Below are 15780 nucleotides of genomic sequence, written 5' to 3'. Positions count from 1 at the left end.
TTTTGCGATAGCTTAAATATTAGGATAATTTTCATTCTATATAAACTTATTATCGTAATATTGCAATATAAATATAAAGCAATGGGAGCAACAAAAACAGATCATTTTACCGAAAGCCAGAACGAGCTGGCTATTTTAGCAAAAGCGTTAGGGCATCCTGCCCGTATTGCTATTATGGAATATCTATTAAAAGTGGATGCCTGCATCTGCGGGGATATTGTAAATGAACTTCCACTTTCGCAGCCTACAGTTTCTCAGCATTTGAAAGAATTGAAAAATGCAGGGCTAATCAAAGGGAGCATCGAGGGGAATTCTATTTGCTACTGTATCAATGAACCTGGGCTTGAGAAGATAAAAGTTTTTTTTGAGCATATATCGGATCATTTGGCAAAAAAGCGAAACGAATGCTGTTAACTGTAAAAATATGGAAATAAGAAAACTTTCACCTCAAGACTGGGATCAGGTAAAATTAATCTATCAAAAAGGAATAGACACCGGCAATGCCACTTTCCAGAACAGCGCACCTTCATGGGAAGAATGGGACAATTTACATCTGGAATCCTGCAGAATTATATTACAGGATGATAATATTATAATCGGCTGGGCAGCTCTCTCTCCTGTTTCTTCCCGCTGTGTTTATGCAGGGGTTGCGGAAGTGAGCGTATATGTAGATTCTTCCCATTCAGGAAAAGGAATCGGGCTTACCCTTTTAAATGAGCTTGTCAGACAGAGTGAAGAAGAAGAAGGAATCTGGACACTTCAGGCAGGAATATTTCCTGAGAATAAGGCGAGTCTTCGCATTCATCAAAAAGCAGGTTTCAGGATACTTGGAATAAGGGAGAAAATCGGAAAACAAAACGGTATCTGGAGAAATACCGCGTTTCTTGAAAGAAGAAGTTCCGTTATTATTTAATAAAAAAATATAGTATAACTAAATATAAAAAATTATGAAACTTTCAGAAATTAAAGAAGTGCTTAAAACAGTGGAAGCTGTAAATTTTCAGCTGCCGGACGGCACATTTGTACCGGAATATTTTCATGTAACGGAAGTAGGCTTGGTTACCAAAAACTTCATCGACTGCGGCGGTACGGTAAGAAAGGAAACTGTTGTGAATTTCCAGCTTTGGGATGCCAATGACTATGAGCACAGGCTGAAACCTCAGAAACTGATCCACATCATTGAGCTCTCAGAAAAAGTATTGGGAATTGAAGATCATGAAATTGAAGTGGAGTACCAGAACACTACGATCGGTAAATACGATTTAGATTTTAACGGGCTGAACTTCATTTTGCTTAATAAACAGACAGCATGTCTTGCTCAGAAACAGTGCGGTATTCCATCTGATAAGCCTAAAGTGAAATTATCCCAGTTAAATAATGATAATGCCAATTCATGCACTCCTGGCGGCGGATGCTGCTAACTTTTAAATAGATAACTACTAAACCATTATATTAAAAAATTATGCTATATCCTCAAATTGAGAATACCGTTAAATCATTTGATTTTAAGCAGCTCTCTGAAGATCGCAAAGCAGTCCTGCAGCCATTAATCGACTTTATTCAGACTAAAGTGGACAGTAAGCTGGATACCAGACTAAACCTTATCTGCACACACAATTCAAGAAGAAGTCATCTGTCGCAAGTTTGGGCACAGACTGCGGCTGCCTATTACGGCATAAAAAATGTTTCCTGCTATTCAGGAGGGACTGAAGCTACTGCCCTGTTCCCTATGGCTGCCCAGACACTTCAGGATTCGGGATTTAAGATTAAGACTCTTTCAGAAGGATCAAACCCAGTTTATTCAATAAAATATTCAGCTGATGAACTTCCTGTCATCGGTTTTTCCAAAACCTATGATGATGACTTCAATCCTGAAAGCGGATTCGCTGCAATTATGACCTGCTCTCAGGCTGATGGCGGATGCCCGTTTATTGCAGGTGCCGAGAAAAGAATGCCGATTACCTTTGAAGATCCAAAAATTTCTGACGGAACGTCTCAGCAGAAAGAAACTTATCTGGAGCGTAGCCTGCAGATAGGAGCTGAAATGTTTTACGTATTCTCACAAATAAAAAAATAAAATGTCAGCAGATAACTGTACACCAGTCGTCGGACGCAAAAAATTAAGCTTCCTTGACCGATTTTTAACCCTTTGGATCTTCCTTGCTATGGCTATAGGCGTAGCAATAGGATACTTTATTCCTTCAAGCGGGGATTTTATCAATTCCTTCTCCAGCGGGACAACAAACATTCCATTGGCAATAGGACTCATCCTGATGATGTACCCGCCGCTGGCAAAGGTAAAATATGAGCAGATGGGGCAGGTTTTCAAAAATACAAAAGTCTTGGGAGCATCATTATTCCTAAATTGGATTGTAGGCCCTGTCTTAATGTTTTTATTGGCGCTGCTGTTTTTGAACGGATACCCAGAATACATGATTGGGGTAATCCTTATTGGTCTGGCACGCTGCATAGCAATGGTTGTGGTATGGAATGATCTGGCAGACGGTAATAGGGAATATGCTGCAGGACTTATTGCACTTAACAGTATATTTCAGGTGCTGTTTTACAGCGTCTATGCTTATATCTTTATAACCATCCTGCCTCCCTATTTTGGATGTGATGGATTTGAGGTAAACATCAGCATTGCACAGATTGCCGAGAGTGTGGGCATCTATTTAGGGATTCCTTTTGCGTTGGGGATCATAAGCCGTTATACTCTGACAGCCCTGAAAGGCTCTCAATGGTTCAAAAACAAGTATATGCCTTTAATCTCGCCAATTACTCTTATTTCTTTACTCTTTACAATCATTGTAATGTTCAGTCTAAAGGGAGAACTGATTGTTCAGATTCCTACGGACGTTGTGCGCATTGCCTTGCCGCTTGTGATTTACTTTACTTTGATGTTTATCATCAGTTTTTTTACAGGAAAATATTTTGGGGCTGATTATTCACAAGCTGCATCTATGGCTTTTACCGCTACGGGCAATAATTTTGAACTGGCAATTGCTGTGGCAATCGGTGTGTTTGGTATAAACAGCGGGCAGGCATTTGCTGGAGTAATAGGACCTCTTGTAGAAGTGCCGGCCTTAATTGCATTAGTAAACCTTGCATTCTGGTTTAGGTCAAAGTATTTTTACAAAACCGCTAAGAATTCGTAATTATTCTTACGCAGCCTTATGCAGAAAACAGACAACAAAATCCACAGATTTCGAAATAGTGTTTATACTTTTTTATATTGTAGCTGCTGTTCCTGAAAAAGTGTTTGTTATTTAATAAGACATTGGATAAAAACAGTATGTTTTTTTGAGTATAAATTAAAATAAGCAAAAATAAAAGGCATCATGATATACGAAAAAATAATTCAGACAGACGGGCCAGAAACTACACTGCTGATTCGTTTTATGGTTGGCATTGTCTTCCTTTCAGAAGGGATTCAAAAATATTTATTTTCTTTCCTTCTTGACGCAGAGCGCTTACAAAAAATAAGCTTGCCAGAATCTGAATTATTAGGAATCTTCGAGGGCTGGTTTGAAATATTCTGCGGCATTTCTTATTCTGATCGAATTCACTGCAAAATTAACAAGCATTCCTCTTGTAGCCACAATGATTACAGACATTTACGATTCCAAATGCAAAATATTTATTAATAAATAAAGGCTCTTGGAAAATGGTGCATGTAAGCCGTACCGATCGGGCGATGCTTGAAAATAGTTTCTGTTTATTAAACGTGCCGGGAGGTGGTCCATGGCAGAATTTGAGTAAAAAAAATGGAGCATAATGCAAATCTAAAAGAAATTTTTCAAGTATTCATAAAGCTGGGAACTATTGGCTTTGGAGGTCCTGCTGCACATATTGCGATGATGCACGAGGAAGTGGTTATAAAACGTAAATGGATGGCCGAGCAGCATTTTCTGGATCTGATTGGAGCAACTAGCCTTATTCCCGGCCCCAACAGCACCGAGATGGCAATCCATATCGGTTATATAAAAGGAGGCTGGAAAGGACTTCTTGTCGCCGGGTTCTGTTTTATCATGCCTGCGGTTCTTATCACAGGATTTTTTGCCTATTTGTACCGCAGCTATGGACAGCTCCCACAAGTGCAGCCTTTCATTTACGGAATCAAACCGGCAGTCATAGCCATAATTATTGGGGCAGTTTATCCCCTAGCCGTAAAATCGATAAAATCTTTACTTTTGGGTCTAATCGCAATAACTGTCCTTACTGCATCCATTTTAGGAATTAACGAAATTTGTCTGCTGTTTGGATCAGGCCTGCTTGCATCTGCTGTTTTTTACATTCAAAAAATGAGAACAGACAAACTGCAAAGTTTTACTCCATTTGCCTTGATGGCTATACCTCAAACTGCCTTTTGGTCAGGGGTAGATTCTAAACTTTTTTTAATCTTTCTTAAAATAGGTGCCATTCTTTACGGAAGCGGATATGTTCTTTTTGCCTTTTTAGATACAGAACTCGCTGCAAAGGGGCTGCTCACAAAACAGCAGCTTATAGATGCCATTGCAATTGGCCAGTTTACGCCCGGGCCGCTGTTCTCATCAGTAACTTTTATCGGCTATCAGATCAATGGTCTTTCGGGAGCGGCAATCTCAACCATTGCAATTTTTCTGCCGTCTTTTATTTTTGTTGCCCTGCTTCATCAGCTGATGAAAAAATTGCGCACTTCAAAAGGACTGGCCGTGTTTATGGATGCTGTTAATGTGGCTTCTATAGCGCTTATCGCTGCCGTATGCCTAGCCATGGCAAATGAAGCCATTACCGATTGGCGTACTATTGCAATTGCCGCTATCAGCTGCATTGCCATTTTTAAGCTAAAAAAAATAAACAGCGCCCTAGTGGTTATACTGGGCGCTGTTCTAGGCTATTTTTTGGCTTATCTGTAGCTGTGGCACAAAGGCATAAAAACTAAATATTGTGTGCAATAATGTCTTAATAAATGCCTTGCTTTTCAAGTATCTAATCTGCAGTGCCAAAAATATTCCTTTTTAAACGATGAACAATTGTCCTGCTAAAAAAGTTATAAACAAGCGTCCCTGCAGAGCAGCAAATAAAAACAAAATCACCAGGCTGCAAACTTAAATCCAATCCGTAATTTTAGCCCGCTCTATTTCTTTATTGCGAGCGGCTTTATAGGGCTTTGCCGGGAATCCCAGCTTCGAAATGAAGGGCTTAGACCATAGGCTTTTTGCAATGCCTATATGCCTGCTATAAATAAGTGCGGCTTCTAATTATTTTTCTGCTGTCCTGGAGCATAGGCTTTCGCGCTTTTATCCCCCGTCATTTTTTTTGCCTGCCCTGGAGGCACCTTGCCTGAGGAGGTATGGATATGCGCACTGCAGCCGCTAAGCAGTAAAGCAGCAAGCACAGACAGGACGCTCCCGAGTATTTTATTTTTTCGGTTTTGCATAAAAAGTTTTTTTTTTGATGGTTACAAGACAAATATACCCATTTTTGGAATACTATTAAAGAGAAATACTAAAGCTCTAAAAAACTTCAACCCACACATGCAAGATTAACTTCCAGCATTAGCGAGCCTCTTTTCCATTTCCAATTGCAGCGTCCAGTTATTAAAATATTTTGACATTCAGATGCTATGTTAATATCATTTTCCTTAATATTCCATTAAGACATCCTACACATGCATAATTAACATACTAAACCAATTTTGAAATGCGTTATTAATTAACTAACTTAAAAAAAGAAGAAACTAATGAAAAAAGCAAACACCAAATGTAGAATTTTCCTTTTGGCTTCATTATTTACCCTATTGCTTACAGGGTGCAGCAGTGATGGTAATAATGGGCCGCAGACATCAAAAGTAAGCGTGCGAATGACAGATGCACCGGGTGATTACGATCAGGTAAACGTTGAAGTATTGGACGTTAGAATTAAAAGCAGCTCTGAAACTGGCGAAGATGGCTGGGTTAGTATAGGAAATATTAAACCGGGAATATATAATTTATTGGATTTAACTGGCGGTGTAAATGTGCTTTTGGCAGAGAACGAAGTTCCATCTGGATATTTAGGCCAGATGCGATTAATTCTTGGAGATAAGAACACTGTTGTTAAAGACGGCGTGACTTATCCTTTAAAAACGCCAAGCGCGCAGGAGTCTGGCTTAAAATTAAAAGTAAACCAAACTTTGACAGCTGGCGTAACGTATGATTTTTTACTTGATTTTGATGTCGAGCATTCCGTTGTTGTAGAAGCAGGCGGTTCCGGCGGCTACAATCTGCATCCTGTAATCAGAGTGTCCACGGCTGCTGCATCTGGGATTATCAAAGGAATAATTACGCCTTTCAGCTTCCAGTCTGTAATATCGGTTCAGGTTGGGGACACAACTGTTTCTGCTTATACAGATGAATCAGGAGCGTTTCAGCTAAACGGTATCGCGGCTGGGAAGTATTCTGTAACCATTACGCCAGATGCTGCTTCGCAATTGCCAGCTTTGGTTGTTCCTAATGTAGTGGTCGTGAATGGCCAGATTACTAACATGAATACCTTAACACTAAAATAATAAAAGAGAAAAACAGCTAATACTGCTTGTTATTTTTTTAAGCAAAAATGCGTTAATTGAAATCAATTGGCGCATTTTTTACATTTGCCTCATCAAATTTGACACCTTCTCTGCTACAAAAGCTAATGCAAATTTTATAGATGTTTCGATTTTTAAATTTAGATGCAAATAGCACAATTTTCATCTCAAAAAGTTTTAGATTGTCTGTTACAAATAATAAAAATGTCTAAGAACAACTTGTTAAGATATGGGGTATTTTAATAGATTTTTGATCAATCCCGACAGGACATCTAAACCAATTAAGATATAATATTTGTAGTTCGATAACTTAACAGGATATGAACACCTTGAATGAGCTAAACAAAAATTAACATCTTTCAAAATAGTGCTAAAATAATTATCAGCGGTTAATTGTAGAATATAATTTAGAATTTTGCGAATAATTTCATTAACTGTTGTCCTATATAAATGTATTACTTGTCCAACTGCTACCAACAAGTGGTTATTCCTGGCATATAAAGGCATTATATCCAATCCAAATTTGGTGCAAATTCGTCAGCCCGTAAGGTGATTTTTTGTACTTTAGTACCAATATTGAAATGTATGGAACCAATCGATCCAAAATACAATAGCTATAGAATTCCCAGCACAAAAGAGTTTGAGGATGTTTTTACCCATTTTTATTTTGCTAAAAACAATACCCAAAAGGCGGTAGCAAAAACGCTGCTTCCAAACTTTCAAACCATTTTCGTGTTTAGTTTTGGCAAACCGGTTTATTTTAAAGCAAACCAAGGGGACGAAATAGAAGTTGGACGTTATCTATTTTTAGGCCCTGTCAAGCAGGCTCTCCCATACAGATTAGAGCCAGGTTCTGAAATCTTGGTTATTAATTTTAAGGACGACGCATTTTACAGATTTTTCGGAAAAGTAATCTTAAGCGGCCATGTACCATTCAATCCGGATGACTTGGGCATTGAAAACTGCTTTTCTGCCTTATGGGAGAAATTAAGGCAAATTGATGATCAAAATGACCGGATTAATTTCATCCTTGAATTCTGCCGGCCGTATTTGGCCGCAAAAAACAGTACATCAGAACTGCTGGTTAATTTTAAGGCCAGCATCTACAACCCCATTAAGTCTGTTGCGCAGCATACCCAGCAGAGCGAAAGAAGCATTCAATCGCATCATAAAAAAATTTTTGGATACAGTGCCAAGGAAGCAAACAGATACCATCGCTTCTTAAATGCAGTCAAACTTATTCAAAATACGGTAGCAGGCAGCAGCAGCGTTGAATGGTTTCAAGTCATTGAACAGTGCGGCTATTATGACCAAAGCCAGCTTATACACGATTTTAGACATTATCTGAATCTCACTCCAAACCAGTACTTGAAGCTCCAGCAGGACATCTGCAACCCGGTATCATAATCTGTGCTTCGTTTTCATACAATTTTACCTCCAATATCCCTTCTACTTTTGTCATGTTAAATCATATAAAAGTAAAGAAAATGAAACATTTGATTATTTATGCCCATCCCAACCCGGAAAGTTTAAGCGGCCATTTCAAGAACATATTGGCTAAACATCTTCAGGAAAATTCCCATGAAGTGGTAGTAAGGGACCTATACGAATTAAATTTTAGTCCCAGCCTTTCGCTCTCCGATATGTATGGGCAGCGAAAAGGGCAGGTAACAGATGACGTAAAGGAAGAGCAGCGCCTAATAGAATGGGCAGACTGCATATCATTTATACACCCAATCTGGTGGACTGGCCTGCCAGCGATTATGAAAGGTTACATTGACAGAGTTTTCAGCTATGGATTTGCGTACCGCTACGACCAAGGCGTCCAAAAAGGGCTTCTAAAAGGCAAGCAGGCCTTGATTATCAATACCCATGGAAAATCCCATGAAGAATACAATGCCATAGGCATGGACAAAGCGCTATCTCTCACCTCAGATACTGGCATATACGGCTATTGCGGATTTGAAATAAAAAACCACTTCTTTTTTGAAAAAGCCGACAGGCCCAGTCCTGAAAATATTGAAGGGTGGACCAGACAAATCTTATCGTCGATTTAAAAATAAGACTGTGATGAAAAACAGAACCAGAAAAAGGTTGTTTAAAGGGATGGCTTGAGTCTTGATGCATCAATTGAGAACTGACTCAAGTATCTGAAGATCGAATCTGAAAGATACCCGTCCAAAAAACTTAATGCATGCGATGAGGATGAAAGACAGCAATCAGCATTTAGGCAGCGAACTCCTCCAAAGAGACAGCGACAAAATGTTCAGCCCATAAATCCAAGTGTGATGTATGTCAATTTAATTTCGTGATGTAGGTCATCTGCTGTGAAGATTCAAAATCTGAATTTTACATCAAATTAAAAACAATAAAAAATGCAATCAAAACAACTTAGAATCGGTATAGTTGGTACCGGTATGATTTCAAATATAACAGCCCAGGCAATCAATGCGGCATCGAATGCTGCGATTTCTTCAATTTCTGGAAGGGACCCTGAAACACTGAACAATTTTGCCGACCAGCATCAAATAGCTTCCAGATACGATGACTGGAAAAAAATGATTGCCTCGAGTGATGTCGACGCCGTCTATATAGGTGTTCCGACTTCTGCCAAAGAAGAGATTGCAATTCAGGCCGCCAGAGAAGGAAAGCACATACTGGTGGAAAAGCCCTTTGCGGACTTTGAGTCCCTTAAGCGCATCTCGGCCTCTGCCAGGGAAAACAAAGTAGCATTCATGGATGCCACCCACTTCACCCATCATCCGAGAACCAAAAAAATTCAGGAAAATGCAGCCGTACAGATTGGAACTATACAAGGAATCCACACCTCTTTCTTCTTTCCGTTTCTTGACCGCACAAACATCAGATACAATACGCAACTGGAGCCTTTAGGCGCTATCGGTGATATGGGGTGGTATGTTGCACGCGCTATAGTAGAATATATGCCCAACGCAAGCGAAATATTGGATATCACGACTTTCATACAGCGTGATCCGCAAACCAATGCCATTTATCGCGGTTCTGGGATGATTAAATTCAAGGGCAATCCAATCTCAAACTGGGATATAGGCTACAATGCAGGGGTCTGCATTATGGATTTGGACCTTCTAGGTACTGAGGGCCTTATAACTATGGATGATTTTGTTCTGGACTGGTCAAAAGGATTTGCCTTTGATGATAAAAACCATATCGCGGGCTACACTCTTCGCAAAGGAATGGCAACCCCTAAAGAGTTTGAATATGTTGATTCCCCGACCGGCAAGGCCCAAACCGTTCACATGATAGAAAATTTCGCGGAGCTTATTTTTGAAGAAAACGGGCAAACCATCGAATCGGTGATAAAAAAAGCTGAAGATACCCAGTTTATATTGGATAGTATATCTAACAGCATTCAAGAGTAATAAACCATACTAAGCTTATCCCTTATATGCCCCATTTAATCTGAAATATAACTGAATGAGGATCAAGAAGTCATCCAGAATACGTATGTAGGAATCAGAATCTTATTGGCAGAGGGAAATTAGTTTAAAAAAAACAATAATGGAAAAAACTTCAGAGATAACAATCGTTGCAACAGCAATTGCCCTTCAGAATGAAGAACTAAATCTTCGCCGCGAACAAGAAAAGCTTGTCACTGAGACATTAAAGGAAAAAGGATGCATACGATATGAACTGCATCAGTCAAAAGATGATCCCAGAGTACTGGTTTTTGTTGAAACATGGGCCAGTGAAGAAGATTGGAGAGCCCACATGCAGGGCGAGGCAATAAAAAAATTCCAAGCCAGTGGCGCTGCCAGATGGATTGCAGATTTCACGCTGTACAGAATGACCAAAATAGCAGGGTAAAATTCAAAGATGCCTATAAATGAAAAGCTGGAGTGTACACTTCAGCTTTTTCATTATATTTGGCCAATTAATTTTTCAATCGCATCAAATACCATGGAAGAATACTATAGCCTGCTGAGAAAACACATCGAGGAGGTTAACCCCTTAACCGATCTGGAATGGGAAACAATAGCTGCATGCTTTGTATATAAAAAACTTCGAAAACATCAATTTCTCGTGCAGAAGGATGAATTGGTGCATTACAAAGCCTGGATAATTAAGGGGCTGTCAAAAACCTATGCCATTGACAGCGAAGGCAAAGAGCATATACTGCAGTTTGCAATGGAACAATATTGGACCAGCGATTTCAAGGCCTATCAAAACAAAACGCCGGCCACTATGTTTATCGACTGCATCGAAGACTCCGAATTTTTCTGCATCCGACTTGAGGACAGGGAAAAGCTTTGCCATGAAATACCTGAAATGTCAAATTTCTTCAGAGTGAAATCACACTACGGATACATTGCCTTAGAACAGCGCATCATGTCGCTGCTGAACGAAACAGCCGAGACCCGTTATAATAATCTTGTAAAAAAATTTCCTCATCTGGTTCACCGAGTACCTAAAAAACTTCTGGCTTCTTACTTAGGGATGACAAGGGAGACACTGAGTAGGCTTAAAGGATAGCAGGTGTGATTTAGGTCACTTTAAAATATTGATATGCCTCATCTTTCAGCATTCTTAATTGTTTAAAATTTGTAAAGTTAATTTTAAACAATACAAATATGAATACAATCAAGTATTTTCTGCTATCTGCGTCAGTTTTATTATCCGCGCATGTTTTTGCACAAAGCAAATTGGAAGTTGTTGCTGAATTCCCTAGCGAAAGGCCTGGGAATATTGCCGTATCCCCTGAAGGGCGCATTTTTATCACTATGTCTGCTTTGGTCAGTTCAAAGCATATGGTCAGGGAAATACTATCGGACGGATCTACAGTTCCGTTTCCCGAGGAAGAATGGGTAATGCAGCCCAATTCCAGCAATAAGGGCGTCAGCGGCACTATAGGGATCCAGGTAAGCAGCGATAATATGCTTTGGGTATTGGATATGGGAAACCCGGGCGCAGCGCTAAAACAAAATCCAAAGCTGATCGGCTGGAATATTGCCACGAGAAAGCTGTTTAAAGTTTTCATAATTCCAGATACGGTCCTCACTGCAACTTCCTTTCTTCAGGACTTTATCATCGACATGAAAAATGGCACCGCAGTAATTGCCGATATGACCAGTTCAATCGGCGGCCAAATTAACCCGGCTCTGATTATTGTAAACCTGAATACAGGTTTTGCCAAACGCGTTTTACAGGACCACCCTTCCTTTTTGCCAATTAGCGACCCGATTATTGTCGATGGCATAAAAGTGATCCATAAAAAGGCAGACGGCACAGCCATGCAGCCACGAAACGGTCTGAATCCAATTTCAATAGACAAGGAAAATAATTTTATATATTTTGGAGCCATGGGCGCAAAGAAAATTTATAAAATCCCCTCCTCAGTGCTGGCTGACGAAAGCCTCTCCAATGAATCGCTCGCAAAATACATTTCCTTTTATGCCGACAAGCCAATTTCAGACGGATTTAAAGTCGGTGAAAATGGCAATATATATGTAACTGACGTTCAGGAAAATGCTGTAGGAGTAAGCAGTCCGCAAGGATATAAAAAATTATTAGCAGACAAAAGGCTTTCGTGGCCTGACGGTGTGGCCCTATATAAAGGATACTTGTATATCGTAGCCAATCAGCTGCACCATCTGCCATTGCTTAATAATGGAGTAGATGCAAGCAGACCGCCGTACTACGTTTTCAGAATGAAGATAGATTAAAAATGTATTTTTTGCATTCGCTTTTGGCAACCCTGCATTCCGGTCATTGAAAGCTGGACTTCATATCTTATTACACAAAAAGCTAAGGCGAATTTTACATATTCCCTTCACTTTAATGATGAGATTATATAAAATAAAGTGGCTAAAATGGACTCTTAACTTTATCTATATTTTACGTTAGCAAATCAATTAAAACTCAAACTGAAATTTATAGAGCTAAAGAAAGACAATTCTGCTTTACACAGTACAATCATTTCATATCCTCTGAAATATTTGTAGAATTGAATATTGCTTTACCACCCCATCAAGCATTTTCTTAATAATCCCAAAAACTATCATCACGCACCCCGCCCCCAAGATGATAATTACATAAACTCCGCGCTTTTTCCTGTAAGCTTAAATCGAGCTAACCTGCTAATTTTAACCCTGCTAATTATTAAAATCAAAAACCATGGAAAACACGCATAATTTCAGCCCCGAAGAGCTCCAAAACTGCCCATACCACCAGATGCTGGCCGCTCAGGATAATAAAAATAAAGATGCCAGGCGCGAGAACACCGGAGACTGGGGCGATATCGATGAGACAGATGAGGCAGGCACTGACCCGGACCGCAATGAAAAAAGCGGCAGCGATGACCCGACAGATGCCCGCTCGGGCAGAAGTACAAACACCTAACCTTTTGCAAAAAGAATTATTAATTCAAAATCAAGTATCATGAGCGACGACTTAAAAAACAAAGGACAGCAGGACCGCTCCCGCATCAATATGAACGAGGACCACGAGGTCGCGTATTGGACAGAGAAATTCAATGTCAGCCGCGAAGAGCTCCAAAGGGCAGTAGATGAGGCAGGCAACTCAGCCGACGCCGTAGCACGCGTGCTGCGCGCAAAATAGCACTAGCCAATAAAAAGAACCTGATCCCCGGCATGCCAACAGATGTTTCGGGGATTTTTTGCCTGAATGATACAGTACATCTAAGAGTAAAACAGCCCGAGGCGTCAGGGCTTTATTTACCACTCATTTAAAGACAGCACACATGGGAAAGAAAAAAGATAATAAGACAGCGCAAATCAACACGCTTTTAAAAGCAGGTACGCCAGGAAGCATGCCAGAGGGCATCAGACCCATGCTGGCAGTTTTGGTAAACGCGCCCTTTGATGACACGCAGTGGAGCTTTGAGGTCAAATGGGACGGCTACCGCTCCCTGGCCTATATAAACAAAGGCGAAGTATCTTTGGCCTCCAGAAACAACAAGCCTTTTACGGGCAAATATTACCCTATCACCCAGGCCCTGCAAAAGTGGAAAAGCAATGCAGTGCTTGACGGGGAGATACTGGTTTTAAAAGAAGACGGAAAGGCGGATTTCAGCGCGCTGCAGAACTGGCGCAGCGAAGCGGACGGGCATCTGGTCTATTATGCCTTTGACATTCTCTGGTACAATGGGATAAACCTCATGGAGCTGCCCCTTACAGAGCGCCAGGCCATTTTAAAAGAAATACTGCCTAAAGATGACGACCGCATACGCCTGAGCCAAAGCTTTGAGGGCGGCATTGATTTTTTTCAGACCGCCAGCGCAATCGGACTTGAAGGGATCATGGCCAAAAGAAAGGATTCCCTCTACATCCCAGAGAGCCGAAACAGGCAGTGGCTGAAGATAAAAGCGCAGAGGCGCCAGGAAGTGGTTATCGCGGGCTATACCCGAAACGAGGACTCCTCCAAACTCTTCAGCTCGCTGCTGCTGGGCTTTTACCAGAACGGAACCCTTCAGTATGCCGGCAAGGTCGGCACAGGCTTTACCGATAAGATGCAGAAAGAAATGATGCAGGAGTTCGCGCCCCTTATCACCAAGACCATCCCCTTTGCCTCGGAGCCCGATATCAACAAGCCCTCACGATTCCGCCCCAACCCGCCGCATGCAAAGGCGGTCTGGCTCAGACCCGAACTGGTCTGCGAGGTCAGCTACGCCGAGATCACATCCGACGGGGTTTTCCGCCACCCATCCTTTGAAGGGATGCGAAGCGATAAAAAAGCGGCCGATGTAACCTTGGAGAAAGAAGCGGAATCGGGGGCGGTTTTAAAGGACAATGACCCAGAAACGAAGGCACCCGTTACCTCTCCCCTTACCGCCCCAAAAGCAGGCGGTCCAAAGACACTGTTAAACCCGACTGAAGAGACCCAGACCAAAAAGATCAAAGGACAGAACATGACCTTCTCGCACCTGAGCAAAGTATACTGGCCCCAAAGCGGTTACACCAAACGCGATATGTTCAACTATTACTACAAGGCGGCCGAATTCATCCTTCCATACCTTAAAGACCGGCCATTGTCGCTTAACCGTTTCCCCGGGGGCATAAACGGCAAGAGCTTCTACCAGAAAGACGTGAAGGGAAAAGCCCCTGAGTGGGCAGAGACTTTCCCCTACACGACCAGTGACGGTGAGGGAAAAGAATTCCTTGTAGGCGGGGATGAGAAAACCCTGCTTTACATGGCATCCCTCGGCTGCATTGAGATGAACCCGTGGTTCAGCCGCGTGCAGCATCCCGACAATCCCGATTACTGCGTGATTGACCTTGACCCGGACCAGAATACTTTCGGGCAGGTCATAGAGGCCGCCTGCGAGGTTAAAAACATCCTTGACGCGCTGGACATCACAGGATACGTGAAAACCTCAGGCTCCACCGGCATCCATATCTACATTCCCCTTGGCGCCAAATACAGCTATGACCAGTCCCAGATGTTCGCAAAAATGATCGTTTCGATCGTGCACGGACAGCTATCGGAATTCACAAGCCTGGAGCGCCAGATCAAAAACCGCGGCGGGAAGATGTATCTGGACTTCCTTCAGAACCGTCCCGGCGCCACAATCGCCTGCCCTTATTCGCTGCGGCCAAAACCGGGCGCCACGGTCTCCATGCCCCTGCACTGGGAGGAGGTCAGAAAAGGGCTGGAGATTAAGGATTTCACCATTGAGAACTCCATAGCGCGCATGAGGGCTCAAGGGGATATTTTTAAAGGGGCGCTGCAAAAGGGAATTGACATGAGAAAAGCAGTCGCCAAAGCACAGAGCCTCTTTTTTTAAAGAACTGTCCCTGCAGCTATAAGTTAGAACATTTATAAACCAAAACACCCGTTATGACCACAAGCTATTTCCTTACCGGCTCTTTTAATGATCAGGACAACGATTTTGAAATTGCCATCACCATCCCAGACCAGCATTCCCAAGCTTCATCGGAAATGTACACTCTAGTGCTGAAGGATATTTCCGGCGAACGAAGAACGCTCTGGCAGACATCGCAGCCGGATTTAATGGAGTGCCTGGATGCGCTGGACGTGTTCCTGTCTGAAAATTTTATTGTTCTTTACAGTAAGATACTTACCTCTGCCCAGCGGGATGCCGCTGCTGACAAGGAGCTGGAAGGGTTTATTTTAAACAGGCTTGGATGGTTGGAATAAACTCTCATGGCCGCAGATAATGTGTTTTGGGCATCGGATATGGGAAATCCGGGCGCAGCGCCAAAACAAAACCC

General features: G+C 41.7%; 18 protein-coding genes. All 18 read left to right on the top strand.

Annotated elements, in window-relative coordinates; all coding sequences use genetic code 11:
* Positions 1-81 precede the first annotated feature (81 nt).
* Positions 82-414, top strand: a complete 333-nt coding sequence (locus tag ACWA1F_RS14050) for an ArsR/SmtB family transcription factor (RefSeq protein ID WP_306157225.1) — start codon at positions 82-84, stop codon at positions 412-414.
* Positions 415-424: 10 nt separating this feature from the next.
* Complete coding sequence (locus tag ACWA1F_RS14045; RefSeq protein ID WP_306157227.1) at positions 425-913, top strand: GNAT family N-acetyltransferase; 489 nt, start codon at positions 425-427, stop codon at positions 911-913.
* 34 nt (positions 914-947) lie between these two features.
* Positions 948-1421, top strand: a complete 474-nt coding sequence (locus ACWA1F_RS14040; RefSeq protein WP_306157229.1) for a DUF6428 family protein — start codon at positions 948-950, stop codon at positions 1419-1421.
* Positions 1422-1462: 41 nt separating this feature from the next.
* Positions 1463-2077, top strand: coding sequence for an arsenate-mycothiol transferase ArsC (locus ACWA1F_RS14035; protein WP_306157231.1), 615 nt, complete (start codon positions 1463-1465; stop codon positions 2075-2077).
* Between the two features lies 1 nt (position 2078).
* Positions 2079-3158 carry an ACR3 family arsenite efflux transporter gene (arsB, locus tag ACWA1F_RS14030; protein WP_306157233.1) on the top strand — a complete coding sequence of 360 codons (1080 nt, stop codon included), beginning with the start codon at positions 2079-2081 and terminating at the stop codon, positions 3156-3158.
* A 183-nt stretch (positions 3159-3341) separates the two neighbouring features.
* Positions 3342-3647, top strand: coding sequence for a DoxX family protein (locus ACWA1F_RS14025; RefSeq protein WP_306157235.1), 306 nt, complete (start codon positions 3342-3344; stop codon positions 3645-3647).
* Positions 3648-3767: 120 nt separating this feature from the next.
* Positions 3768-4898: a chromate efflux transporter gene (chrA, locus tag ACWA1F_RS14020; RefSeq protein WP_306157237.1), complete on the top strand. Its 1131-nt coding sequence runs from the start codon at positions 3768-3770 to the stop codon at positions 4896-4898.
* Between the two features lie 827 nt (positions 4899-5725).
* The gene (locus tag ACWA1F_RS14015) at positions 5726-6532 is read left to right on the top strand and encodes a DUF4382 domain-containing protein (RefSeq protein ID WP_306157238.1); all 807 of its coding nucleotides are present in this window, start codon (positions 5726-5728) and stop codon (positions 6530-6532) included.
* Positions 6533-7135: 603 nt separating this feature from the next.
* Positions 7136-7957: an AraC family transcriptional regulator gene (locus tag ACWA1F_RS14010; protein WP_306157240.1), complete on the top strand. Its 822-nt coding sequence runs from the start codon at positions 7136-7138 to the stop codon at positions 7955-7957.
* 80 nt (positions 7958-8037) lie between these two features.
* Positions 8038-8607: an NAD(P)H-dependent oxidoreductase gene (locus ACWA1F_RS14005; RefSeq protein ID WP_306157242.1), complete on the top strand. Its 570-nt coding sequence runs from the start codon at positions 8038-8040 to the stop codon at positions 8605-8607.
* A 318-nt stretch (positions 8608-8925) separates the two neighbouring features.
* Entirely contained in the window at positions 8926-9951 is a 1026-nt protein-coding gene (locus tag ACWA1F_RS14000; protein ID WP_306157244.1) for a Gfo/Idh/MocA family protein, read from the top strand.
* A 139-nt stretch (positions 9952-10090) separates the two neighbouring features.
* The gene (locus ACWA1F_RS13995; protein WP_306157246.1) at positions 10091-10396 is read left to right on the top strand and encodes a putative quinol monooxygenase; all 306 of its coding nucleotides are present in this window, start codon (positions 10091-10093) and stop codon (positions 10394-10396) included.
* Positions 10397-10489: 93 nt separating this feature from the next.
* A complete protein-coding gene (locus tag ACWA1F_RS13990) occupies positions 10490-11062 on the top strand; it encodes a Crp/Fnr family transcriptional regulator (RefSeq protein ID WP_306157248.1) in 573 nt (190 codons plus the stop codon).
* A gap of 98 nt (positions 11063-11160) precedes the next feature.
* On the top strand, positions 11161-12252 hold the full coding sequence (locus ACWA1F_RS13985; RefSeq protein WP_306157250.1) for an L-dopachrome tautomerase-related protein: 1092 nt from the start codon (positions 11161-11163) through the stop codon (positions 12250-12252).
* Positions 12253-12703: 451 nt separating this feature from the next.
* Positions 12704-12928, top strand: a complete 225-nt coding sequence (locus ACWA1F_RS13980; RefSeq protein ID WP_306157252.1) for a hypothetical protein — start codon at positions 12704-12706, stop codon at positions 12926-12928.
* Between the two features lie 39 nt (positions 12929-12967).
* Positions 12968-13147 (top strand): DUF3606 domain-containing protein, encoded by a 180-nt coding sequence (locus ACWA1F_RS13975; RefSeq protein WP_306157254.1) that lies wholly within the window; start codon positions 12968-12970, stop codon positions 13145-13147.
* 142 nt (positions 13148-13289) lie between these two features.
* A complete protein-coding gene (gene ligD / locus ACWA1F_RS13970; protein WP_306157256.1) occupies positions 13290-15332 on the top strand; it encodes a DNA ligase D in 2043 nt (680 codons plus the stop codon).
* Positions 15333-15385: 53 nt separating this feature from the next.
* Positions 15386-15706 carry a hypothetical protein gene (locus ACWA1F_RS13965; RefSeq protein ID WP_306157258.1) on the top strand — a complete coding sequence of 107 codons (321 nt, stop codon included), beginning with the start codon at positions 15386-15388 and terminating at the stop codon, positions 15704-15706.
* Positions 15707-15780: the final 74 nt, after the last annotated feature.

It is taken from the genome of Flavobacterium erigeronis (assembly GCF_054075165.1).
Note: the sequence above shows the minus strand (reverse complement) of the source record. Positions and strands in the feature narration are given on the sequence as shown.

Coding starts and splice junctions, on each gene's coding strand:
- ACWA1F_RS14050 (WP_306157225.1), top strand. CDS start 82: ATGGGAGCAACAAAAACAGATCATTTTACCGAAAGCCAGAACGAGCTG.
- ACWA1F_RS14045 (WP_306157227.1), top strand. CDS start 425: ATGGAAATAAGAAAACTTTCACCTCAAGACTGGGATCAGGTAAAATTA.
- ACWA1F_RS14040 (WP_306157229.1), top strand. CDS start 948: ATGAAACTTTCAGAAATTAAAGAAGTGCTTAAAACAGTGGAAGCTGTA.
- ACWA1F_RS14035 (WP_306157231.1), top strand. CDS start 1,463: ATGCTATATCCTCAAATTGAGAATACCGTTAAATCATTTGATTTTAAG.
- arsB (WP_306157233.1), top strand. CDS start 2,079: ATGTCAGCAGATAACTGTACACCAGTCGTCGGACGCAAAAAATTAAGC.
- ACWA1F_RS14025 (WP_306157235.1), top strand. CDS start 3,342: ATGATATACGAAAAAATAATTCAGACAGACGGGCCAGAAACTACACTG.
- chrA (WP_306157237.1), top strand. CDS start 3,768: ATGGAGCATAATGCAAATCTAAAAGAAATTTTTCAAGTATTCATAAAG.
- ACWA1F_RS14015 (WP_306157238.1), top strand. CDS start 5,726: ATGAAAAAAGCAAACACCAAATGTAGAATTTTCCTTTTGGCTTCATTA.
- ACWA1F_RS14010 (WP_306157240.1), top strand. CDS start 7,136: ATGGAACCAATCGATCCAAAATACAATAGCTATAGAATTCCCAGCACA.
- ACWA1F_RS14005 (WP_306157242.1), top strand. CDS start 8,038: ATGAAACATTTGATTATTTATGCCCATCCCAACCCGGAAAGTTTAAGC.
- ACWA1F_RS14000 (WP_306157244.1), top strand. CDS start 8,926: ATGCAATCAAAACAACTTAGAATCGGTATAGTTGGTACCGGTATGATT.
- ACWA1F_RS13995 (WP_306157246.1), top strand. CDS start 10,091: ATGGAAAAAACTTCAGAGATAACAATCGTTGCAACAGCAATTGCCCTT.
- ACWA1F_RS13990 (WP_306157248.1), top strand. CDS start 10,490: ATGGAAGAATACTATAGCCTGCTGAGAAAACACATCGAGGAGGTTAAC.
- ACWA1F_RS13985 (WP_306157250.1), top strand. CDS start 11,161: ATGAATACAATCAAGTATTTTCTGCTATCTGCGTCAGTTTTATTATCC.
- ACWA1F_RS13980 (WP_306157252.1), top strand. CDS start 12,704: ATGGAAAACACGCATAATTTCAGCCCCGAAGAGCTCCAAAACTGCCCA.
- ACWA1F_RS13975 (WP_306157254.1), top strand. CDS start 12,968: ATGAGCGACGACTTAAAAAACAAAGGACAGCAGGACCGCTCCCGCATC.
- ligD (WP_306157256.1), top strand. CDS start 13,290: ATGGGAAAGAAAAAAGATAATAAGACAGCGCAAATCAACACGCTTTTA.
- ACWA1F_RS13965 (WP_306157258.1), top strand. CDS start 15,386: ATGACCACAAGCTATTTCCTTACCGGCTCTTTTAATGATCAGGACAAC.